This is a genomic window from Photobacterium andalusiense (assembly GCF_900185625.1).
GTDB classification, from domain to species: Bacteria; Pseudomonadota; Gammaproteobacteria; order Enterobacterales; family Vibrionaceae; genus Photobacterium; species Photobacterium aquimaris.
In genome coordinates, this window is sequence record NZ_FYAJ01000002.1 from 313,378 (window position 1) to 335,873 (window position 22,496).

At 37.1% G+C, this 22,496-nt stretch carries 20 protein-coding genes; 15 read left to right on the forward strand and 5 right to left on the reverse strand.

Features of this window, described 5'->3' with window-relative positions; translation table 11 throughout:
* Window positions 1-552 precede the first annotated feature (552 nt).
* Complete coding sequence (locus PAND9192_RS06935) at window positions 553-2,112, forward strand: EAL domain-containing protein (protein WP_159458220.1); 1,560 nt, start codon at window positions 553-555, stop codon at window positions 2,110-2,112.
* Between the two features lie 62 nt (window positions 2,113-2,174).
* Here PAND9192_RS06935 and nagZ read toward each other — a convergent pair whose 3' ends face one another.
* Entirely contained in the window at window positions 2,175-3,179 is a 1,005-nt protein-coding gene (nagZ, locus tag PAND9192_RS06940; RefSeq protein WP_087853147.1) for a beta-N-acetylhexosaminidase, read from the reverse strand.
* A 240-nt stretch (window positions 3,180-3,419) separates the two neighbouring features.
* On the opposite strand from nagZ, the gene PAND9192_RS06945 reads away from it, so the two are divergent.
* Window positions 3,420-3,881 carry a DUF1097 domain-containing protein gene (locus PAND9192_RS06945; protein ID WP_060997916.1) on the forward strand — a complete coding sequence of 154 codons (462 nt, stop codon included), beginning with the start codon at window positions 3,420-3,422 and terminating at the stop codon, window positions 3,879-3,881.
* Between the two features lie 101 nt (window positions 3,882-3,982).
* Here the strand turns inward: PAND9192_RS06945 and PAND9192_RS06950 are convergent, their stop codons facing one another.
* Window positions 3,983-4,924: a precorrin-2 dehydrogenase/sirohydrochlorin ferrochelatase family protein gene (locus PAND9192_RS06950; protein WP_087853148.1), complete on the reverse strand. Its 942-nt coding sequence runs from the start codon at window positions 4,922-4,924 to the stop codon at window positions 3,983-3,985.
* 102 nt (window positions 4,925-5,026) lie between these two features.
* Window positions 5,027-6,151, reverse strand: a complete 1,125-nt coding sequence (locus PAND9192_RS06955) for a S1 family peptidase (protein WP_087853149.1) — start codon at window positions 6,149-6,151, stop codon at window positions 5,027-5,029.
* 183 nt (window positions 6,152-6,334) lie between these two features.
* Here PAND9192_RS06955 and PAND9192_RS06960 point away from each other — a divergent pair, with 183 nt between their 5' ends.
* From PAND9192_RS06960 to PAND9192_RS06970, 3 genes are read left to right on the forward strand one after another with little or no spacing between them, the layout of a single operon-like run.
* The gene (locus tag PAND9192_RS06960; RefSeq protein WP_370738386.1) at window positions 6,335-7,183 is read left to right on the forward strand and encodes a DUF5718 family protein; all 849 of its coding nucleotides are present in this window, start codon (window positions 6,335-6,337) and stop codon (window positions 7,181-7,183) included.
* 31 nt (window positions 7,184-7,214) lie between these two features.
* Window positions 7,215-7,769 (forward strand): nucleotidyltransferase family protein, encoded by a 555-nt coding sequence (locus tag PAND9192_RS06965; RefSeq protein ID WP_234999002.1) that lies wholly within the window; start codon window positions 7,215-7,217, stop codon window positions 7,767-7,769.
* 16 nt (window positions 7,770-7,785) lie between these two features.
* Window positions 7,786-8,643: a sulfurtransferase gene (locus PAND9192_RS06970; protein ID WP_087853151.1), complete on the forward strand. Its 858-nt coding sequence runs from the start codon at window positions 7,786-7,788 to the stop codon at window positions 8,641-8,643.
* A gap of 117 nt (window positions 8,644-8,760) precedes the next feature.
* Here the strand turns inward: PAND9192_RS06970 and PAND9192_RS06975 are convergent, their stop codons facing one another.
* Window positions 8,761-9,582 (reverse strand): phosphate ABC transporter substrate-binding protein, encoded by an 822-nt coding sequence (locus PAND9192_RS06975; protein ID WP_087853152.1) that lies wholly within the window; start codon window positions 9,580-9,582, stop codon window positions 8,761-8,763.
* 400 nt (window positions 9,583-9,982) lie between these two features.
* Between PAND9192_RS06975 and PAND9192_RS06980 the strand changes: the two genes are divergently transcribed.
* Window positions 9,983-11,638, forward strand: a complete 1,656-nt coding sequence (locus PAND9192_RS06980; RefSeq protein WP_087853153.1) for an ATPase RavA domain-containing protein — start codon at window positions 9,983-9,985, stop codon at window positions 11,636-11,638.
* A 58-nt stretch (window positions 11,639-11,696) separates the two neighbouring features.
* On the forward strand, window positions 11,697-13,154 hold the full coding sequence (gene viaA, locus PAND9192_RS06985) for an ATPase RavA stimulator ViaA (protein WP_087853154.1): 1,458 nt from the start codon (window positions 11,697-11,699) through the stop codon (window positions 13,152-13,154).
* Between the two features lie 43 nt (window positions 13,155-13,197).
* Here viaA and PAND9192_RS06990 read toward each other — a convergent pair whose 3' ends face one another.
* Window positions 13,198-14,331 carry a transporter substrate-binding domain-containing protein gene (locus PAND9192_RS06990; RefSeq protein WP_087853155.1) on the reverse strand — a complete coding sequence of 378 codons (1,134 nt, stop codon included), beginning with the start codon at window positions 14,329-14,331 and terminating at the stop codon, window positions 13,198-13,200.
* A gap of 235 nt (window positions 14,332-14,566) precedes the next feature.
* Here PAND9192_RS06990 and rlmF point away from each other — a divergent pair, with 235 nt between their 5' ends.
* The 8 genes from rlmF to PAND9192_RS07030 all read left to right on the forward strand — a co-directional run bounded on the left by rlmF (window position 14,567) and on the right by PAND9192_RS07030 (window position 22,490).
* Window positions 14,567-15,589 carry a 23S rRNA (adenine(1618)-N(6))-methyltransferase RlmF gene (rlmF, locus tag PAND9192_RS06995; protein WP_087853156.1) on the forward strand — a complete coding sequence of 341 codons (1,023 nt, stop codon included), beginning with the start codon at window positions 14,567-14,569 and terminating at the stop codon, window positions 15,587-15,589.
* A gap of 210 nt (window positions 15,590-15,799) precedes the next feature.
* Window positions 15,800-16,747 (forward strand): YbgA family protein, encoded by a 948-nt coding sequence (locus PAND9192_RS07000; RefSeq protein ID WP_060997905.1) that lies wholly within the window; start codon window positions 15,800-15,802, stop codon window positions 16,745-16,747.
* Between the two features lie 48 nt (window positions 16,748-16,795).
* Window positions 16,796-17,593: a MerR family transcriptional regulator gene (locus tag PAND9192_RS07005; RefSeq protein WP_087853157.1), complete on the forward strand. Its 798-nt coding sequence runs from the start codon at window positions 16,796-16,798 to the stop codon at window positions 17,591-17,593.
* A 48-nt stretch (window positions 17,594-17,641) separates the two neighbouring features.
* Window positions 17,642-19,129: a deoxyribodipyrimidine photo-lyase gene (gene phrB, locus PAND9192_RS07010; protein ID WP_087853158.1), complete on the forward strand. Its 1,488-nt coding sequence runs from the start codon at window positions 17,642-17,644 to the stop codon at window positions 19,127-19,129.
* 26 nt (window positions 19,130-19,155) lie between these two features.
* The gene (locus tag PAND9192_RS07015) at window positions 19,156-19,593 is read left to right on the forward strand and encodes a nuclear transport factor 2 family protein (RefSeq protein WP_087853159.1); all 438 of its coding nucleotides are present in this window, start codon (window positions 19,156-19,158) and stop codon (window positions 19,591-19,593) included.
* Window positions 19,590-20,336: an SDR family NAD(P)-dependent oxidoreductase gene (locus tag PAND9192_RS07020; protein ID WP_087853160.1), complete on the forward strand. Its 747-nt coding sequence runs from the start codon at window positions 19,590-19,592 to the stop codon at window positions 20,334-20,336. The genes PAND9192_RS07015 and PAND9192_RS07020 overlap by 4 nt, the downstream gene beginning before the upstream one ends.
* Window positions 20,333-21,688, forward strand: coding sequence for an NAD(P)/FAD-dependent oxidoreductase (locus PAND9192_RS07025; protein WP_087853161.1), 1,356 nt, complete (start codon window positions 20,333-20,335; stop codon window positions 21,686-21,688). Before PAND9192_RS07020 ends, PAND9192_RS07025 begins: the two co-directional genes overlap by 4 nt.
* The gene (locus PAND9192_RS07030; RefSeq protein ID WP_087853162.1) at window positions 21,672-22,490 is read left to right on the forward strand and encodes a DUF1365 domain-containing protein; all 819 of its coding nucleotides are present in this window, start codon (window positions 21,672-21,674) and stop codon (window positions 22,488-22,490) included. Before PAND9192_RS07025 ends, PAND9192_RS07030 begins: the two co-directional genes overlap by 17 nt.
* The last annotated feature ends 6 nt before the right edge of the window (window positions 22,491-22,496 follow it).

Sequence of the window (22,496 nt, forward strand, 5' to 3'; positions counted from 1 at the left end):
TTGTGCAATATTTTGTGTTTATCCTAAATTTTAACCGCGAATTATCACAACTTTATAACTTAATTGAGTCATTGCCAGTACAATCGTGTAAATTGATAGTGAATTTGGATGGCAATACAGTCAAATTACAATTACTTATTATCTGAAATTATTTAGTTAATATTTGTTATTATAGATATAAAGGTTAATTATGGAGATTATACTTACTATAGCATTTATTGTAGGTGCGTTTTATATTATCTTGAAAGAGAAGAAGAAATGCTCGAAGTCCGTTGATTATTCAAAAGATAGTTTATAGTCTTAGTTATATAATTAAGTATTATAGTTATTATTACTGAATGATATAATAAAAGTACCGAAGGGTACTTTTATGTATTAATAATGTACAAATATCATTATATTAAATTAATTGATGAGTTTTCTTTTGTTTGTCTTTGAAACTTATGAATATTATTATTGTTGAAATTAAATATTTCAGTTAACATTCTATCTATCATAAGAAAATGTCAATAGAAGATTAATATTATAAATATAATGAGAGCAATATATAAAGTGAAATCATGGCTTAAAACACAGTTAATAGCTAAGTACTCTACAACGATGAGCTTGGTTGCTATTATAATTGTTATTATTATGGCAATGTGTTTTTCGTTATTTTCTCATTATTTTGCGAAAGTACAATTATCTTCTACGCTGAATACAATATCCAGTGATCTCATTGATAATTACACTACGACGATAGGAGATTACCAATCTTTTATAAAACCAATCGTTAAAAATATTAGTTTTGACTGTGGAAGTCGTGATCAAAAGTACATAGAAAAACTAGCGTATAATAATTATTATATTAGAAAGATTGATATTGAAACGAATGATAATCAACATTGTTCAAGCTTTGATAGTAATAAAACTGAATTTAATTCAATGTCAGTGTTTATAAAAAGGCTGGATAAGAATCTTTCATTATGGAGTACTCTTAATAATACAAATGAGCAATCTATACTCTCATTGATATGGAAAGGTGAACGAGGCCAAGTCATTATCCATTTTGAGCCGATTATTTCAGATGTTATACGAAATAAGTATTGTGATAATTGTATTTTGAGTGTTATCTCAACAGCTGATAATACAAATAAAAAAACATATTCATATAATGATGCAAAGAGTTTATTAAAATCACCACCAATAACAACTGAAGTATTTAGTAATGGTTTAGTATTAAGTAATTATGTTGACCCTAAACTACTATCGATTATTTCAATGGATTTGAAACCATTGCTATTCTTTATTGGTGGCGTGTTAGGTTTTATTGTTTTTTTATTACTGAATTTTTATATTAAAAGAAAGTTATCATTGCATTCGTTAATAGAAAAAGGAATAACACGCAAAGAGTTTATTCCTTACTTCCAACCTATTGTAAATGTTAATAGTAATAGAATGTATGGCTGTGAAGTATTAGTAAGATGGTGGTTTAATAAAAAAGAATTAATATCACCTGATGACTTTATACCTTATGCAGAAAAAAGTGGCTTAATTATAGATATTACTGATGTTTTACTTGAGAAAACATTAATACAATTAAGTTCATTAAATTGGAAGAATAGTTCGGCTATTATTAGTATTAATTTAGTTCCTGAACAATTAGAAGATAAACAGCATATGCGAAAGGTTGTAGATTTAATTATTAAATCTTCTATTTTACCAAAACAAATTGCATTCGAAATTACAGAAAGAATGTCTTTTACTGATATAGATAAAGCAGCAAGCGTGATTGATTATTTAAAAGCGCAAGGTATCAATGTTAAATTAGATGATGCTGGTACGGGCTATGGAAGTTTTAGTTATATACAAAATTTAAATTTACAAAGTTTGAAAATCGATAAGATGTTTGTTGATATGATTGGTACGCATGACCATAAATTATTTGTACTAGATTCAATCATTGCTTTTGGTAAAAAGGCTGGTATGGAGATGATTGCGGAAGGGGTTGAAACAAAGCAACAATCCGATTACTTATTACAACATGGCGTCTATTTACAGCAAGGTTTTTATTTTTCAGAGCCGCTCAAATTTGAGCAATTTAGTCGTTATTTTAAACAAGACCAAAAGTAATGTTTAACAACACCTTATGTGCAAAAAAATAACACATAAGGTGTTGTTGTAAACGTAGCTAATTAGTTATTTTTGTTATGCCATTTATCAACTAAAACTGAAATAGCTTGTTGTGCATGTTTCCACTCGCGAGTTTGCATTAGTGCGCTAAACTCAGCGGTTGGTTGTTTTAATAAACTATTAAGAATAGGAACTTGTGTTTGTGGTAGGCCATCGAGAGCTTGTACAGCACCTTCGCGGTTATTACATAACATCACCATATCACAACCAGATTGCTGAGCGGCAATAGCGCGTTCACTATAGTTGCCTAATACATCAGCTCCTTTCATATTAAGATCATCAGAAAAGATAACACCATTAAAGCCGAGATCTTGTCGAAGAACTTGTTTAAGCCAATATTCAGAACCACTTGCTGGGCGTTCATCATAAGCATCAAACACGACATGGGCTGGCATAATCCCTTGTAGTTTATTGTTACTGATTAAATGGCTAAATACAGACATATCATGTTGCTTAATATTGTCGCGTGAATCGTAAGGTGTTTCTAGGTGTGAGTCGGCAATAACACCACCATGGCCAGGGAAATGTTTACCTGTAGCTGCCATACCAGCTGTTGCCATTCCATCAATAAAGGCTGACGCATAACGAATAATATCAGCTGGGTTATTTGAAAAAGCACGATCACCAATTGCTTTACAATCAAAGCCTAAATCTAAAACTGGTGCAAAGCTAATATCAATATCCATGGCTAATAATTCAGCGGCCATTAACCATCCGCCAGTGGTAGCTAATGCTAATCCATTGTCAGATTCAGCAAATGCGCGTGCAGGAGGGAGTAAAGTAAATTGTTCCCTGAAACGCTGAACGCGGCCACCTTCTTGATCGACACCAATAATCAGTGGACGTTTTGCTGTTTGGCGAATATCTTTTATCAGTGCTCGAAGTTGATCGCGATTATCATAGTTACGGGCAAAGAAAATAATGCCACCCACTGTAGGGTGTTGAATAATTTCACGTTCTTCTGCATCAAGTTCATAGCTTGAAACATCAAGCATTAAAGGTCCCATGAAGGTACTCCGGCAAACAAATAGAGCGAATAAATTATCACAGTTTGCAGTAACCGCAATTTCTAATCTCTATTTTATTTTGTTTGTGCCGCATTAGCGGTAAACAATCACGTGAGACTTGTCGCGAAAAAAAGGTAACAGAACGTAAGTTTATTTATCCATATGTGATCTAAATCGTTTTAAGTGCGATGAAGCTTCCTATAGACTACGCATTGTTAAAAAATTGACGTGGGATCAATAATGTCTTTGCTTATCGCTATCGCCTTAACAACAGGTATCCTTTCTGGAATTTGGGGTTGGGTTGCTGTTTCTCTTGGTTTGCTTAGTTGGGGCGGCTTTTTAGGATGTACAACATATTTTGCTTTACAACGTGATGGCATCAAAGGGGTTGGGTTAAGTATTGCAACTAACCTTAGTGGTGTATTTTGGGCTATGGTAATTATTAAATTATCTTCAATCATTAATTTGGAGATTGTTGGTTATATTATCACGGCTTTAGTTGCATTTATGATGTGTGCTCAAGCTAAAAAACGTTGGTTGAGCTTTATTCCAGGTACATTTATTGGCTCATGTGCCACATTTGCAGCAGCAGGAAATTGGCAGTTAGTTATTCCGTCGCTTATTGTTGGTGTGATCTTTGGTTATTTAATGAAAACAACAGGCATTTGGTTACATGCAAAAATGTCACCGCATTATGAATAAAGTCGTACTTAGTAAATAGTGATAATAAAAACGCAGAGCTTTTGTTCTGCGTTTTTGTTTAAAGCTTTGATATAAAGCTTTTGTTTCAAATAGGGGTTAACTTAACCTAAAATAGGCACGAAAATGCCTTTATGATGCATACAATAATTTTTAATTGCTGGACGATGATTATCTTTGGTTGCTAATACGCATACACGAACACCTTGTTGCACCAATTTATCTGTAAGTGTTTGAACATTGTTATAATCACATCGTTCACGATCAGCATCTCGTCGGCATAAATCTACAAACACCTCTGCGACATCATTATGGTATAATACATGTTCTGACTGCTGCATTAAGCGTAGGGCTTTAAGGCTCAATAATTCGGGATCATGACCAGTTTCAATTAAATAAACATTGCCACTACTGTGATTATTTTTTTCGGTTAATAATTGCTGAAAAGCGGTCTCTAATGCTTCATCTGTTCGTGCATGTTCTACAGCACTTAAACGAAAAAATTGTTCCCAAAACTTGCGTCTTTCATCTACTGTGCTGAAATGCTGCTTAATACGTTGACGTTGTTTGCCTGAGAAGGTCGCCAATAAACTTAAGTTTTGTGGTAAATAGGTTTCTAAGCGTTCTCGTAAATAGCGCACTAAAACCGGAGAAGCTCCACCACTTGATATCGCTACTTGAATTGGAGTGCGATCGACCATTGAAGGTGTAATGAAATCACAAAATTCAGGGTCATCAACCACATTGGTCCAAATTTTTAATGCATTGGCATCATTATAAATTTGGTGATTAAGTGTCGATGAGTCTGTTGTTGCCCAAACTTGATCAGCCCCGACTAATTGTGAAGATTGATAAGGCTGATTAATGTGCACAATTAGCTGTTGTTCAAGTAGCGTTTGTAAGTGAGGGTGCAGTTGCGGTGATACCACCGTAACGTTAGCATGTGCTTTTAATAATAAGTCCACTTTTCGACAGGCAACTTCACCACCACCAATAACGATAATTTGTTTATGATTTACTTTTAGAAATACTGGGAAGAAATCCATTTTATAATATCCATTATAAGTATCAATATTTCTCTATTATTACGTAATACTGCTTGATGGCAATATTGTATTTTTTATTATCCAAAAATAGCGTGTTAACCGTTATTTATTACCATTGTTAATTCTTTTTCGAAATAAAGCAGTCGCTGTAAGTATAATAAAAATATTTAACGGTATACTTCCTGCTGATGATGAATGTGTTTTTACTAATTGGTAATCTTGAGGGTAGTCGTCAGCAACTATAAATGGATCTTGATTGTAATTAGGGGCAGAATTGTGTATGGAAAGCGAAAAATCAGTTAATTGATCATATTGTTTAATATAAGACTCTAACCATGATCTTAGAGGGGCTAATTCCGTATATTGACCTGGAAGATGTTGGTATTGGCGAGTGGGATCATTTAAACGATCTTGACATTGTGCACCATTGCTAGTGATGCCAATCACACGTAGCCCAAAATCATTATCCGCTTTTTTTTGCGAATTCTGCCAAATTAAAGGCCCACCAGAATCACCACTACAAACATCTTTAATTAAGCCATCAATGTTGGAATCTGCACAAATAATCTTGGAATTATCAGTACGTAAACCACGACAATGATCATCAGGCACACCAGCTAATGTAATAAGTTGTAATTGTGTCGGATAACTCAATGTTGAAGCTATATTGGTTTTTCCCCAACCTGAAGTAATAAGGTTTGCTTTTGAGTTTTGATGCGTTACCCATTGATTAGCAAAAATACTGTCAGCTGTTTGTTGTTCAACAAGTGAGGTGATAAGTATTGGTTTTGCTACAGTGAGTAATGAACGATCAACACGAATTAACGCAATATCATTAGCAAAAATGGTCTCATCATAATTAGGGTGGCTAACTCGATGAGTAATATTGAATTTATAGTGTTCAGAGAGTGGCTGAGAGCCGAACTGTGGAATAGATGACACGCCAGCGATCACATGATGAATATAATTATTATTATTACAGTGTGCAGCCGTTATTAGCCAGTGGTCACTAATGATAACAGCGCCGCAATAGACATCGGTTATATTTGATGAGGTTAATGCTGCTTGCCAAGGTAATAATAATGGTGCGTAAAGAGAGGCTGGATTACTATTTATTGCTTTAGGAGTTGCTTGAGCTGCATTAGCATGCTGTGAAATATAGCTAGCTGCAATGATAAGTAATAATAGTAAATGACGCATTGTACGCTTTAAATAAAATAACGGCATGATAATCCCTTATTACTACTGTTATTTTAAGGGTAGTTATCGTATGGCTAAATTGTGATCAGGCTTGAATCAAAAATAAGAATGTTATGTGATGGCAGCCAATAATTGTTAACTCGATAACGGAAAGTAATCATATTAATGGTTATCATAGCGACCTATATTTTTATGAGTATTTAGGGATAAATTGTGTTTAATCAATATATTGGTTTTGGTGTTGCAGGTAATTTTGCAGGGCACTTGGAACAAGCAGGTGAAGCTGCAGATTTTATTACTGTTGAAGTTAAAGAAGCTATCCAACCCAAAGCTATTTTCCCTTTTTATTTACCCAATCTTGAATGTGGGCAATTAGCCGTTTATCCGTTATCGTCAACTATTATTACACCACCAAATGATGCCGATAATCTGCAAATTGAGCCTGAAGTCGCACTAATTTGTGATGTGGTATACAACCTTGATGTCGATGGTGTAACCCAAACTGTCGCTGCGTTAGTGCCGCGTTATTTTAGTGCTTATAACGATTGTTCTATTCGTAAACCTCATGCCAAAAAGATCAGTGAAAAGAAAAATTGGGGTATCAATAGTAAAGGTATTAGTGACAATCTTATTGCTATCGATCACTTTGCTGAAGGCGGTATTTTAGACCATTATCGGATTGCGAGTTTTCATTACCGTGATGGTGATATTCATCGTTATGGTGAAGACAGTGCAGTAGTTGGTTACAGTTATTTTCATAATACACTATTAGATTGGATTGTTGAGCGCATGAATCATCAACAAGATGTTGGCCCAACAGAAAACATTGCTCAACTTCTACAGCAAAGCCAGTATCCAACACAAGCGGTGATCAGTATTGGTGCGACGCGTTATACGCCATATGGTGAAACCCATTTCTTGCAAAACGGTGATACTAGCATTGTGGTTGTTTATGATGGTCGACGTTATAGTGCTGATGAAATTATGCAGATGGCAACCACGAATGATTTAACTGACGCAGGTATGTCGGTATTAATTCAGCAAGTTAATCCATTGTAGTGTGCTGTTAACCATAAGAGATTGAAATACGATGACCGATTTAGTTTTTGAGACAGCAGCTGTCATCGAGAGAGATTCAATTAGAATGGCATGTTTACGGGCAGTACGTGAGCTTAATTTACCGGATTGGTTTATTGCCGCAGGGTTTGTCCGTAATGCCATCTGGGATCATCTACATGATCTACCGATGACACCTTTAAATGATATTGATGTGGTCTATTTTGATCGTGATGATTGTTCATCAGCGACTGAAGCGCATTATGCGGCATTGTTACAACAGCAATTACCGCATTTAAATTGGGAAGTGAAAAACCAAGCGCGAATGCACATTAAGCATCAGCATCAAGCTTACCAAAGTAGTGCCGACGCTATTTCACGCTGGGTTGAAATACCAACCTGTGTTGGGGTTCGTTTAACAGCAGATAATAGCTTAGTTTTTACTGCAGCCTTTGGGTTAGAGCATAACTGGTCATTACATGTTAGCATCAATCCACATTACCCAAGACCTGCCGTTTATCAACAGCGTATTCAAGACAAAAATTGGCAGGTATTGTGGCCTAATTTAATGATTATGACTGCGGATTAATCCTAAGGACTGTTTCATGATATCGCCTGCTAATAATATCGTTTCTGCCTCATGGCTCAATCAACAATTATCTGATGCTGTGTTAGCGGCATCAATTGTGGTGTTGGATGCCAGTGCTTTTATGCCTGATGTTCCTCGTGATCCTAAGCAAGAGTTTATTGATGTTCGTATTCCAACAGCACGTTTTTTTGATTTTAATCACCAAATAGCGGCGCCAAATACGGATTTACCACATATGTTGCCACCAGCAGATTTATTCACGGCTGAAGTTGCAAAATTAGGCGTTAATAATAGTAGTCATGTCGTGATTTATGATAGTCAGGGCATGTTTTCAGCGCCACGTGGCTGGTGGATGTTTAAAGCAATGGGACATGATAACGTATCAGTACTTGATGGTGGTTTACCTGCATGGTTAGCGGCAGGTTATGCGACACAAACCGGTGAACCTGCTGCAATTGAACGCGGTGATTTTTGTGCTAAATTTTGTCCTAATTGGGTGATTGATGCTGATACATTGTGTCAAAAACTGGATGATAAACAGATTCAAATTATCGATGCACGTCCAAGTGCTCGCTTTTTAGCTACAGTAAAAGAGCCGCGAGCAGGAATACGTAGTGGCCATATGCCAAACGCTAAAAATTTACCGTTTGGCAATTTATTGGTTAATGGTCATTTTCTAGCGACAGAGCAATTAAAACAACAGTTTGATGCATTAAGTAATGATCAGCAACGGTTGATCTTTAGTTGTGGTTCAGGTGTAACGGCTTGTATTTTAGCACTTGCAGCACAGCAAGTTGGGCGTGACAACGTCACAGTCTACGATGGTTCATGGACAGAATGGGGCGCCAACGAAAACTATCCGGTAGTTAAATAATCAATAATTAAACAACTTAGGCTTTTAGTGAGATTTACTAACTAAAAGCCTTTTTATCTTTTCTGTTAAAACGTACTACTTATCACGAGTGGCTGTCACTCTGTAGATACACCGTGATTAAGATTGCTCGGCAATATAGCCATTATCGTTAATGATTTTCTTGGCGTCATCAGAGTTTAAAAATTGGATAAATTGTTTAGTGTTAGCTGATAAACCTTGCTTCTTATACATAATCAAAAATGGACGTGCCATTTTATACTCACCAGAACGAATATTTTTAATACTTGGAGATACACCATTATAAGATAACGGCTTTATTGAACTATCAACAGAGCCAAAAGATAAATAGCCAATGGCTTGTTGATTGCGAGCAATTAAACTTTTAACCATGCCATTAGTGCTTACGACTAAAACTTCAGGGTTAATGTCTGATACCGTAAAACCCGCTATATCTTTGGTCAGTTTCATAAAGTGTTCAAATGAGAAACGTGAGCCTGATGCATTTTCACGGCTAACAACCGCTATTGGATTATTATTTCCTCCTACCTGTTGCCAGTTTTTAGTGACCCCATGATAAATATTATCCACTTCTAGACGAGTAATATTATTAACAGGATTATTTGGGTTTACCACCAGTGCAATACCGTCATGAGCGATAGGGGTGATCGTATAATTTTGATCAAGCTCCGTTGAATTTATAATACGTGAACTCATGCCAATGTCAGCAGTACCTGTTTGCAGAGCAACAATCCCTGCCGATGAGCTTATCCCTTGCACATTGATCTTAGTATCAGGATGTTTAACTGAATAATGTTCAGCAAGAATATCCATAACATGGCTGACAGAAGTTGAACCGGCAACAGTGACGGTATCGTTAGCTTGAGCGCTAAATGCGAGTGTTGTGCAGAGCACGCATAAAGTAGTTGCCTTGGTTAGCATTTATTTACTCCATTAATTTTAATGATAAGCAAATATGTTATTACGCTTATATGACGTTAATGTGAAACTTAAACCATGATTTTATGAACTTAATAACGCGTTAATCTATGCGAAACCGAGTCTTAAAAGAGCTATATAATCTTAGACTGACTTACAACTGTTTGATTTGTTTTATTATTCGCTTTCACTGCATTTATGTCAGCTATATTTGTAGAGCTGTTACTATTTTATTTATCAACCTTCAATTAATCCTTATTATTAAATAAGTGTATAAGATGTATCAGATATAAAATCATGCTATAACTGTAACAAAGCAGTAACGTATTGGTGTGACTTTACATATCACAAGTAGTATGCGAGACACCAATATAGGGTAGGAAAAGAATTCAAGGTTGGATATATGCTTACAGTCGCAACAGCAGCACCGAATAAAGCTATTTTATCAGAACGTATTCAAAAACTGATTAGTGGGCTTTCTAATGGCGTTTATGAACGTGAAGAAACAATTAAGTTATGCTTATTAGCCGCCCTCGCAGGGGAAAGTGTTTTTTTGTTAGGTCCTCCAGGTATTGCTAAAAGTTTAATTGCTAAGCGATTAATTCAAGCTTTTGATGACAGTAAATTCTTTGATTACTTAATGACTCGCTTTTCAACCCCAGAAGAAGTGTTTGGCCCATTGTCTATTCAAGAACTAAAAGACAATGGTAAATATGTCCGTTTAATTGATGGTTATTTACCAACTGCTCAAGTGGTTTTTCTTGATGAAATTTGGAAAGCAGGTCCAGCCATTCTGAATACGCTATTAACTGTCGTCAATGAACGTACATTTAAAAATGGTCAGAATATTTTGCCAATACCGATGCGGTTACTCATTACTGCATCCAATGAACTACCTGATGCAGATAGCGGTTTAGATGCATTGTATGATCGTATGTTAGTGCGAGTTTTTGTTAATCGGATTCAAGAAAAAAACAATTTTAAGTCAATGCTAATGGGGGATGGTAGTGGGTTAACAACGATTGATCCTGCATTAACCATCAAAGATGATGAGTATCAAAACTGGCAACAACATATTGAAGATGTCACTCTAACTGACACCCTTTTTGAAAAAATTTATCAGTTAAAGTCAATGATAGAAGCACGTTCAGGTGAAATCACTGAACATGCAACTGAGAGCGAGTTGTATATTTCAGATCGACGCTGGAAAAAGTCCGTACGATTATTGAAAGCAAGTGCATTCTTTAATGGTCGAGATCAAATCAATCCACTTGATTTACTACTACTGCAAGATTGTTTATGGCACAGCCCTGAATCACGCAATGTTATTGTTACTATTATGCAAGAATTTGCGACCAAATATGCGTTTAATCAGAAAGATGCCGTTGCTGATGCCAAACAAACTTTGGTGTTGATTGAGGCTATTAATCAAGATATATGCACTCAGCTTGCGTTAACTTTTACGCGTGAGAGCACGATGCGTAAAGAGTGGTTTAAATATAATTTTGCCACAGCAACGCGGTTCAATATTAATAATAATCCACGCATGATCAAACTCGTTATGTTGCAGCAAAATACTTCGGTGTCAGAACAAGAACTCGGTGATAGCCGCTGGGTTTATATTGATGGCGATGAGTTTGATAAAAAAATTCGTACTGGAAAATGTGATATTTATGGCTTCGTAAATAAAAATACTCATCTATGTCGACTACAGTTTGAAATAGATGCTGAAAATCGATTAGTGATCAAAGATATTGCCAATCGACCAGTGCTTGTGGGTGTGACTGGAAATAAAGGCTTAAAGGCCTCACAACAGCAACAGTGGCAACAAGATGTTGATCAGGCAATGGCGAAAATTACCGAGTCTGAACATAATATTATTAAAGCACGAACGTCGTTTCATGGCGCATTACCACATAATTTTATAAGTGGTGATTTTCCTGCAATGATCGAGCAAAGTTTGAGTGATTGTGTTGAAGAGGTCGCAGAAGTCAAACTCGTCGCTGAAAAAAGTGCTTTTAGAATTACTCACATGGATGAATATTTTTCGCAACAGTGATTGAGATAGTAAGCAACATTGCTATAGATAATGAAAAAGACAGTAAGGATAGATGCCTATGCCAGTATCTGAAGGGTTAAATTTTGCTTTGATGCTTGCAGAGTCGGGTGTTATTGATTCGGCTGTACATGAAGTCATGGTACGGCCACAATTGTTAATGGCTGCTGAAGCGAGTCCTGGAGTGAAAACCGCCATGAAGAATCAAATCATGAAATGGCGTGGTCAAATGCTAAAAAAGACCGCTAAAGGAACGGTTGTTGAACAATTTAGCGATGAGATCAATTTTTACCAACAGGTTTGCACTTGGAATCAAGAATACTTTATTGCTCATTCTGAGCAAATTGTTAAGCGATTAGAAGGGCAATCGGCATTTTATTTCAAAGCTAAAAGCTTATTTGCAAAAGAACACAATCAACATAATCCTATGTTTCAACGCTTCTTTTGTGATAAATGGTATGACTACCTTGCCCATGCTCTGCGTGAAGCTCAAGAATCTGAAGTAGAAGAGCAAAAAGATAAATTGTTGCAAGATCTCTATCAGCGTATTGAAACCATGAAAAAAATGGCGGCAGTGACGGATGCTGGTGACGCTAGTAAAGCGGGGCGTTTATGGGACATGGCACAAGCGAAATTGACTAAAACAGATGTTGATGTCATGAAAAAAATTGCAGCGTTCTTAAAAAAGAATAATGGTCTGCAAGATATCGCTGAAAAACTAGGTCGAATGGCAAATGAAGTTGATGATCCTAATAAAGAGCGTGTAAAAGCCGAACAAATGAAGCTGGTGGAAGAAATTAGTGACAATGTCACTGATGATATTGTCGGCATCCATGAAAGTGATGATCTGACGAAATTATTACCTAATGAAGCGATGTTTTTAGCATATCCTGAACTTGAAGTAATTTTTTATAAACACTTAGCCGATAAGCGGTTAATGAATTATCGCATGCAAGGAACACAGCGAAAATTACGCAAGGTAAAAGCTTTTCAACGCCAAACCAAACAAGTTGATCAGCCAAAGGGGCCGTTTATTGTTTGTATTGATGCTTCCGGTTCAATGTCTGGTTTTCCTGAAAATTGTGCTAAAGCACTCGCGTATGGCTTAATGCAAATAGCGCTAGTTGAAGAGCGTGATTGTTTTGTGATCATGTTCTCAACCCAACAAATCACCTATGAATTAACTAAACAAGATGGGCTACATGAAGTGGTTAACTTTTTGTCATACTCATTTCATGGTGGAACTGATTTAGGACCAGTATTGGATCAATCAATCGATCTTATGGCTGCTGGGAAATACAAAAATGCCGATCTTGTTGTGTTATCCGATTTTATTGCGCCGAGTCAGCCAGACGCGATGCAGTCACGTGTACAGAAGCTAAAACAGCAAAAAAACCGTTTTCATGCTGTCAATTTATCAAAATATGGTAATCCTGAGTTATTAGAGCTATTTGATCATTGTTGGTCTTATCATCCGTCAACGTTAAGTCAGCTTGGACGACTGTTTAAATTACGTTAGTGGGTATTTAATATCTTCTTCAAGGAGCACATTAGAGGCTCCTTTATTTTATTTTGAAATATTCCGTCAGTGCCTTTTTCCATTGATTACTTTTACGAAATTGTAATAATTCACGATTAATAATTTCATCATAAGGACTATTTTCTCCCAGTACGATACCGTAATTTTGTTTTTCAAATTGATATGGAAGTACTTGTAATCTTTGATAATTCCCTTGACTTTTCGCCATTTTAATTTGATATCTTAAAATAGCATCATCATCAACTAGTGCATTGATTTCTCCGTTATTCAAAGCTACCAGCATTGCTGTAACTGTTGGGTAAGTTTTATGACTAATGCTGTGGTTAGTTAAAAAATTTGAGGCAGTCGATGATTGCTTGGCACCGGTGATCACATTATCTAAATCATTGGGGCTTTTTATATCGCTATTAATCAGACCTAAAGTGAATGAGCTTGCTAGAACTGCAGTAATACTGGCAATAAATAAAGTCGTAACAACCGCTAATAATACCGTGATCACTCGTCCGGTTAAGGTTTTAAATTCATAATAATTAAACGGGCCTTTGGTGATAAATAATAGCCCTAAGATAAATCCTTCAACTAATCGAGCTAGCGGTGATTTCATTGAATAAAGTTTACGGTTAACACGGTGCTCAAGTAGATAATAAATACCACCAACCGTCGCTGCAGTTATCAATATAATGGCTAGGATCTGCAACAGTTTTTTATTGAAAATAATACTGCTAAACGTCTGCCAATGGCTTTTTTGTTTAACTGCGATGGCTAGATTGGTCTCGTAAAAAGAATGTGAAAAATCCAATATTTCTTCGCGTTCGGGGGTGATAGATATACAAGATAAGCCAATATCAAGGCTGCCATTAGCAACACCATTCAGTAGATCTTTAAGAGGTAGTACTTGAACCGAATAATTAAGGTTAAGATTGGTCGCAATATTATTCCACAGTAAAAAGCTTAAGCCTTGATAGTTATTTTCATTATCAATCATCACAAAAGGAGGGCAAGAATAGGTGCCGACGCGCAGTGTTTTATTGCTGATGTTAGCCTCAGCATGGGTATTTACGGAATAAGATGCGATCAACACCCATATAGCGATAATAGATAATAACCAACAATAACGTGCTAGATAAGGCGCAGACGATAGGGAGTTAATTGGCATAATATCACTCCAAATGAGATAGATTAATATTTAAGTATAAGTGTATCTTTAACAAAAATAGATATTACAATGAGCTGTTTATTGGATGATGTGGCAAGTTTTTAAAACTAAGAGATCAGTTTTTGATGCCAATTGTGTGTTTATTGTGCATTTGACTATTAAGGTGCTAAGGTTATCTAGGTTTAGCATGTACAATGCTGCGCTCAATTGTATTTGATTCCTGCGAGTAGCAAAGATGACCCAAAAGAAAGCCGCACAGCCTAAACAAGGCCTACATCCACGTAACCCACACCGTGCGCGTTATGATTTTGCGACACTAACCCAATCAACACCTGAGTTGGCACAATACGTTAGTGAAAATGCTTATGGTGATCTTTCCGTAAACTTCTCTGATCCGCTCGCAGTAAAAACCTTAAATAAAGCGCTGCTAAAGCATTTTTATCAAGTTGATTACTGGGATATTCCAGCGGGCTTTTTGTGTCCACCAATCCCTGGCCGTGCTGATTACATTCATTACATTGCCGATTTATTAGCACAATCTAATGGTGGTGCTGTTCCACAAGGTAAAGGTGTTCGTGGTTTAGATATCGGTATTGGCGCTAACTGTGTTTATCCGATCATTGGTCATCGTGTTTACGGCTGGCAGTTTGTTGGATCTGAAATTGATAAATTAGCGGTTAAATCGGCGAAATTTATTGCGGCAAATAACCCTCGCTTAAAGGGTGCGATTCAGATTCGTCTGCAAAATAATGTTGATAATATCTTTACGGATATGATCAATGAAGAAGAAGTGTTTGATTTCACTATGTGTAATCCACCATTCCATGGCTCAGAAGCGGAAGCAATGGCAGGCTCAGAACGTAAAGTGCGTAACCTTGCTTCTAACTCAAACAAAAAGCGCCAAGCACATGGTCGTAGTAATAAGCTTTCGGCATTTAATGCCAAATCAGAATCTACAACGCCAGTGCTTAACTTTGGTGGTCAGAGAGCCGAGTTGTGGTGTACGGGTGGCGAAGTTGGTTTTATCAAAAAAATGATCAACCAAAGTGCAACCAAAGCGACACAGTGTTTCTGGTTTACAACACTGGTTTCTAAGAAAGAAAACCTTGGTGTTATTTACAAGCAGCTTGAAAAAGTCAGCGCATTCCAAGTGAAAACCATTGAAATGTCACAAGGGCAGAAAATCTCGCGTGTTGTGGCGTGGACATTCTTAAACGAAGAACAGCAAGCAGAGTGGCAAGCAGAGCGTTGGGCATAAGGGCAACCTTGTAACCACAATCATTATTGAACATCTTTAAAGCGACCATCATGGTCGCTTTTTTTATGGCTATGGTTTGTGCTTATCTTTATTGATAAACCCATTATTGGATTGTACAAAAAAAAAAGTTGTACAACTTAAATATCTTCGCTACATTTATTGTACAACATTTAACAACTGTACAACTTTAGAGTGTGATTTGGAGGCAATATGGGGATTCCAGTAGGTATCAGCGCTTGTGTTTTAGGTCAGAAAGTTCGCTTTGATGGTGGTCATAAACGAAATCGTTTTGCTGATGAAGAATTAAGCGAACATTTTGACTTCAAACCTGTATGTCCTGAAGTCGGTATTGGAATGACGATACCGCGTCCAGTTATTCGTTTACTTGATAACACCATTGATGTTCGTCTTGTTGATAGTAAAGATAATAGTATTGATTACACAGATAAAATGATCGCATTTACTGATAATCAATTACCGAGCTTCGAGAATCTGCGTGGATATATTGTGTGTGCTAAGTCGCCAAGCTGTGGCATGGAACGGGTTAAATTATACTTAGACAATGGTAATTCAGTACCAGGGGGCTCTGTCGGTATTTTTACTCAACGGTTAATGGATAAAATGCCATGGCTACCGATTGAAGAAGATGGCCGCCTACAAGATCCAGTATTACGCGAGAATTTTATTTTCCGTATTTACGCATTAGATGATTTATATCGCTCGGTAGCTGATGGCGTAAGCCGTGACAGTATTATCAAATTTCACTCGCGTTATAAATTATGTCTGATGGCGCATGATCAGCAAGCTTATCGTGACTTAGGCCGTTTTGTTTCTGATATTCATCAATGGGATGATTTGGATGCATTCTTTATTGAATACCGTCAGTCATTTATGGATGCATTGAAGAACAGAGCTAGCCGCAAAAATAATACCAACGTATTAATGCATATTCAGGGCTACTTTAAGCGGGATTTAGACAAATCACAAAAAGCGGAACTGCGTGATGTGATTATGCGTTATCGCGAAGGAAATTTACCGTTAATAGCGCCATTAACCTTGATTAATCACCATTTAAAAGTACATCCAGATAGTTATTTAGCCGATCAAACCTATCTAGAGCTTTATCCAGAAAGTCTCAAGTTACGTTACTCGTTATAAAAACATTAGTTACTATAGATGTTTAATCATTAATGCTAAAGGGGTTTTATGAGTCATCTTACTGAAAATCAATTGTTTGCAATCAGTGAGGTATCTGAAATTACTGGGGTTAACTCAGTAACATTAAGAGCGTGGCAGCGTCGTTATGGATTATTAGTGCCGCAACGAACACCTAAAGGTCACCGTTTATATACTCAAGCAGATATTGCCAAAATTCAATTAATTCTCGATTGGTTATCTAAAGGTGTATCTATTGGTAAGGTGAAACCATTATTAGTCGGTAATTGTGATCCAACCTTAGAGCCACAAGAAGCCTTGGATATTACCGCTGAAATACTGACGGCAATCCATGATCTTAATGGGTTTAAATTAGAGCGATTGATTAATGAAGCATTGAAAATTTACCCTTATAAGGTGATCCAACAACGTTTATTAGCCGAAGTTAATCTTGTTATTGAGCACCAAGACAATCCGTTATCTGCTATTCAAAAAAGTCTATGGTCAACAACGCTAACTATATGTTTTATAAGTGTTATAGCTAAAATTAATAATGAAAAAAAACTCAATTGTTTATTACTTAGTTTTGATAAACACAATAATCATCACATTTGGCAACACGCACTAGCTTGGTGCTATAAAGGTGACGGTGTCACTATTATAGACAATCTATCGGGTCGCTTAACCGGCATTTCAGCGTTTGTTCGTGAGCGTGGCATTCAGCATTTAGTAGTAGTAGGCGAGACAAAATTAAGTCGCCGTCAATTAGCAGATATTGAAATGATCACTCAAGAAACGGGAGTGAAATTACATTTTGTCGGCAGTATTAAAACTATTCATGGGCAGTAACCAAGTAAGTTTAAAGCGCGTTAAAGTCGTATTAATAAGGGGATAATGATGAATTCTGAGCCTCAATCAACAAACCATGCGCTGTTATGGTTACGAGCTGATTTACGCAGTAGTGATAATACAGCCTTAAATTGCGCTATCGGATCGGGTTTACCTGTGATTGCGATTTATATATCAACGCCTATGCAGTGGTATCAGCATCATATTTCAGGTCGACAAGTTGATCTTATCGAACGACGATTAAAAGTTGTTAAACAACAGCTTAACGATATTAATATTCCTTTGTTAGTGCTTGAGTGTGACGATTTTTCTACCGTACCTGAGACTATTATACAGTTGTGTCAGCAGCATAAAATTAGCGCAGTTTATTGCAATCGTCAGCATGGATGGAATGAAAAACAACGTGATATCGCTGTTGAGCAAGCATTAATTACCCACAATAAATATTGGCATTGTAGTGATGATTATTGTGTTGTACCGCCAGGTCAAGTAGTAACGCTACAACAACAAATGTACAAAGTATTTACGCCATTTCGTACTGCATGGCTAAAACAGTTTTTACAGCATAATTATCAACCGACTACAAATAGTGACAAGGTAATGTTTAGTCAGCATTGCTTGAATTTAATCAACGATAATCTTGACGATAACGCTTCTTTTAAACCCTTTAACTACAGTAAACAAGACAGCCTATTATGGCCCGTTGATGAACAAGCTATTCAACAACGGCTGCAAATGTTTTGTGAAACTAAAGCGGAATATTATCAGCAACAACGAGATTTTCCTGCTATCGATGGCACCAGTTGCCTTTCTCCTTATTTAGCTATCGGCGCATTATCTGCGCGCCAGTGTTTAGCGGCTTTAATTGAAACACAGCCGCAGTGTGTCGAAATAAATAGCCACAACGGCGCTTTTGTATGGCTCAGTGAAGTGGTATGGCGTGAGTTTTATAACCATTTACTTGATGATTGTGATCGTTTAAGTAAACACCAGCCATTTCAGTTATATACCCATAATATTCAGTGGTTAGAAAACAGTGACCACGTACGAGCGTGGCAGCAAGGACAAACCGGTTATCCGATTGTCGATGCAGCGATGCGCCAACTTGCGGCAACGGGGTGGATGCACAATCGTTTAAGGATGATCAGTGCCAGTTTTTTAGTAAAAGACATGCTATGTGATTGGCGTATCGGTGAGCAGTGGTTTATGCAGCAGCTTATTGATGGTGAATTAGCATCCAATAATGGTGGTTGGCAATGGGCGGCATCGACCGGGACTGATGCGCAACCGTATTTTCGTATTTTTAACCCGACCACTCAAAGTGAGCGGTTTGATGCTGATGGTGAGTTTATTCGCCAATGGATACCAGAACTTGAATCGGTACCTGATAAATATATTCATGCGCCTTCATTATGGTCTGGTTTTAGTCGTGTCGATTACCCATTACCGATTGTTGATCATAAACAAATGCGGTTATTAGCCATTGACAGTTATAAGCAAGCCAAAATATGGCATGACAGTCAACATCAAGTGTAAGTAAATACAATTATAGGAATATTATTATGATCACAACTAATAATACGCTTATCAATACATTCATTGAGGTTTATAGCCAGCTAAATAAGCATAATTTAGCACTGCTCGATAGTGTCTATCATCCTGATATTGTATTTGAAGATCCTGCTCATCATATCGTAGGTATTGACGCACTTCAGCAATATTTCAAGGCGCTATATTACAATATTAATAGCTGTACATTTGTTATTAATCAGGCCGTTGTTGAAGACAACCACGCTTTTTTACAATGGACAATGACCTTTTCACATCCACGATTACAGCAAGGTAGGCAGAGAATATTAGTTGGATGTACTCAGCTAACCATTGAGCAGCAACGGATCATTTATCATCGTGACTTTTTTGATTTGGGTGCGATGTTATACGAAGGCTTGCCTGTCATTGGTAGTGTTATCAAACACATTAAAACGAGGTTAGGCCAATGAAAACAGCACTTATCACTGGCGCAAGTTCGGGTATTGGTCAGCAATTGGCACTGGATTATGCCAACGAGGGGTGGCAAGTGTATGCCTGTGGACAAAACCAACAACGACTACAGCAGTTAGCTATCGATGTTGTACCTACCGCTGCTGGAAACATTACGCCATTGATATTTGATGTCACAGATGCAGACCAAACTCAGCAGGTGTTATCACAACTTGAGGTGTTACCTGAGCTAATTATTTTAAATGCAGGGACATGTGAATATATCGATGAAGGTGTGATTGATAGTGATTTATTTAAACGTGTGTTTGGGGTCAATTTTTTTGGCATTCTTCATTGTTTAGAAGCAATGCAAGATCGTTTTACTGCTGCAACCCATTTGGTGATTATTAGTTCATCGGCAGCTTATACTGCATTGCCTCGCGCAGAAGCCTACGGTGCTTCAAAAGCGGCTGTATCATATCTTTCAAATGGTTTAGCGCTTGATTTAAAACAAAAAGTAAAAGCCGTCACCTTAGTTAGTCCTGGGTTTGTTGCTACACCCTTAACCAATAAAAACGATTTTCCAATGCCTATGATCGTTAGTTGTGAATACGCCTCAGAAAGAATACGCCGCGGGATCATTGCGCAAAAGTCAGAAATACATTTTCCTCAAAAATTCACCTTATTATTAAAAGCAATTGCCTTATTACCTGTCGCTGCTCAACAGGCAATTATTTACCGAATGACAAGGAAAGCATCATGAAAATAGCCATTATAGGATCAGGTATATCCGGGTTAACCTCGGCTTGGTATTTACGTCATCAACACGATATTACTGTGTTTGAAGCCAATGATTATGCTGGTGGACATACAGCCACTGTCGATGTTGAAGTTAACAGTGGTCAATATGCGATAGATACTGGATTTATTGTATTTAATGATCGTACTTATCCCAATTTTGAGCAGTTATTAAAAGAACTTGAAATTGAAGGTCAAGCCAGTGAGATGAGTTTTAGTGTTCATAATGACAATAACGGGTTGGAATATAATGGTCATGATGTCGCGTCGCTATTTGCTCAAAAAAAGAATCTATTTAAGCCCCAGTTTTTTCACTTCTTATATGAAATTACCAAATTTAATCGACTGGCAAAACAAACAGCTAATGCTGCGATAGAGCAACAAACACTTGGGGATTTTTTACACCAGCATCAGCTTAGTGATTATTTTACTGATAATTACATCTTACCAATGGGGGCGGCTATCTGGTCATCTTCATTAGAAGATATTCGTAATATACCGTTAGATTTCTTTTTACGATTTTTCCTAAATCATGGCCTGCTAGATATTGTGAATCGGCCACAGTGGTATGTGATCCCTGGTGGGTCTCGTGAATATGTAAAACGCATGCAGCTACAAATAGGTAATCTGATTCAATTAAACTCACCGGTACAGCAAGTCAGTCGCTTGAACGAACAGGTTTACATTACTGTTAACGATACGGTGAGTGTTTTTGATCATGTGATTTTTGCATGTCACAGTGATCAAGCATTAGCGTTACTGGCTGATAGTAGTATCGATGAGCAGCAGGTGTTATCTGCAATGGCATATCAAGATAACGAAGTGGTGCTACACACTGATGAAAGTATTTTGCCAGATGCCAAAGCAGCGTGGGCGGCATGGAATTACCATTTACCGCTTATTAATGGTGACTCACAGCAACAGTTACCAGCCTTGACTTATAACATGAATATTTTACAAGGTATCGACGCACCTGAAACATTTTGCGTTACCTTAAATCAAACCCAAAACATCGATTCCAATAAGATTTTACGTAAATTCACTTATGCGCACCCAATGTTTAATCGCGCCAGTATTAACGCTCAACAACAGCGACACTTAATTAATGGCATCAATAACACCTGGTTCTGTGGGGCTTATTGGTATAACGGTTTTCATGAAGATGGTGTAAGAAGCGCGCTTGATGTTATTGAAGCGATAACACATACCGATCCTATTCGTCATTCAGTATCTTCAATATCAAATCATGTTACTGACAGCGATCAATTTTTAAAGACGACACTCAATAGTGGTCAAGATTATGCACATCACTCATAGCGGTATTTATAGTGGCGATGTACGTCATCGTCGTTTTACACCGGTATTACACCGTTTTCGTTATTCAATCTTTATGGTGTATCTCGATGTTGATGAAATTGACACTCTGTGTGACAAGGTAACGGGTTTTGGACGCCAATGGTTCCATTTTGCTCGGTTTCGTCGTCAAGATTACATCGCTGGTGCTGATGATATTAACCAAGCGGTAACTGATAAAATTCATCAACTGACGGGAAAGCGTATTACTGGCAAGGTCAGCATGTTGTGTCATTTGCGATATTGTGGACTGTATTTTAGCCCATTAAATATGTATTACGTTTTTGATCAGCAAGGTGATTGGCAATATGTACTCGCAGAAGTGAGTAATACGCCTTGGAATCAACGCCATTATTATGCGATTCCAGCTAAGCAATATTGGTCGCATAAGCATTATATTGATGATAAAGCGTTTCATGTTTCACCGTTTAACCCAATGGATCAAGACTATGTATGGCAGCTTTCTCAGCCTGATAGCATTATAAGAATACACCTAGAGGTGCGTTCAAAAAAAGATAGCATTCATCGAGAGGGTAAAAATAACTTTAACGGAAAAAGCCATCTTAACAACAGTGTCACACCCAAAACCTTTGATGCTACGTTAGCAATGCAGAAACAGCCCTTTACCACTAAAACCTTATTACAACGCTTGTTAATAACGCCCATTATGACCATCAAAGTTGTGGTCGGTATATATTGGCAAGCTTTTAAACTATGGCGTAAAGGCGCACCGATTTACGATCATCCTAATCAACACCATAAATAGTAAAGG

Coding starts and splice junctions, on each gene's coding strand:
- viaA (WP_087853154.1), top strand. CDS start 11,697: ATGCCAGTATCTGAAGGGTTAAATTTTGCTTTGATGCTTGCAGAGTCG.
- PAND9192_RS06980 (WP_087853153.1), top strand. CDS start 9,983: ATGCTTACAGTCGCAACAGCAGCACCGAATAAAGCTATTTTATCAGAA.
- PAND9192_RS07020 (WP_087853160.1), top strand. CDS start 19,590: ATGAAAACAGCACTTATCACTGGCGCAAGTTCGGGTATTGGTCAGCAA.
- PAND9192_RS06970 (WP_087853151.1), top strand. CDS start 7,786: ATGATATCGCCTGCTAATAATATCGTTTCTGCCTCATGGCTCAATCAA.
- PAND9192_RS07000 (WP_060997905.1), top strand. CDS start 15,800: ATGGGGATTCCAGTAGGTATCAGCGCTTGTGTTTTAGGTCAGAAAGTT.
- PAND9192_RS07005 (WP_087853157.1), top strand. CDS start 16,796: ATGAGTCATCTTACTGAAAATCAATTGTTTGCAATCAGTGAGGTATCT.
- PAND9192_RS07030 (WP_087853162.1), top strand. CDS start 21,672: ATGCACATCACTCATAGCGGTATTTATAGTGGCGATGTACGTCATCGT.
- PAND9192_RS06975 (WP_087853152.1), bottom strand. CDS start 9,582: ATGCTAACCAAGGCAACTACTTTATGCGTGCTCTGCACAACACTCGCA.
- rlmF (WP_087853156.1), top strand. CDS start 14,567: ATGACCCAAAAGAAAGCCGCACAGCCTAAACAAGGCCTACATCCACGT.
- PAND9192_RS06955 (WP_087853149.1), bottom strand. CDS start 6,151: ATGCCGTTATTTTATTTAAAGCGTACAATGCGTCATTTACTATTATTA.
- PAND9192_RS06965 (WP_234999002.1), top strand. CDS start 7,215: ATGACCGATTTAGTTTTTGAGACAGCAGCTGTCATCGAGAGAGATTCA.
- PAND9192_RS06945 (WP_060997916.1), top strand. CDS start 3,420: ATGTCTTTGCTTATCGCTATCGCCTTAACAACAGGTATCCTTTCTGGA.
- nagZ (WP_087853147.1), bottom strand. CDS start 3,179: ATGGGACCTTTAATGCTTGATGTTTCAAGCTATGAACTTGATGCAGAA.
- PAND9192_RS07025 (WP_087853161.1), top strand. CDS start 20,333: ATGAAAATAGCCATTATAGGATCAGGTATATCCGGGTTAACCTCGGCT.
- PAND9192_RS06950 (WP_087853148.1), bottom strand. CDS start 4,924: ATGGATTTCTTCCCAGTATTTCTAAAAGTAAATCATAAACAAATTATC.
- phrB (WP_087853158.1), top strand. CDS start 17,642: ATGAATTCTGAGCCTCAATCAACAAACCATGCGCTGTTATGGTTACGA.
- PAND9192_RS07015 (WP_087853159.1), top strand. CDS start 19,156: ATGATCACAACTAATAATACGCTTATCAATACATTCATTGAGGTTTAT.
- PAND9192_RS06990 (WP_087853155.1), bottom strand. CDS start 14,331: ATGCCAATTAACTCCCTATCGTCTGCGCCTTATCTAGCACGTTATTGT.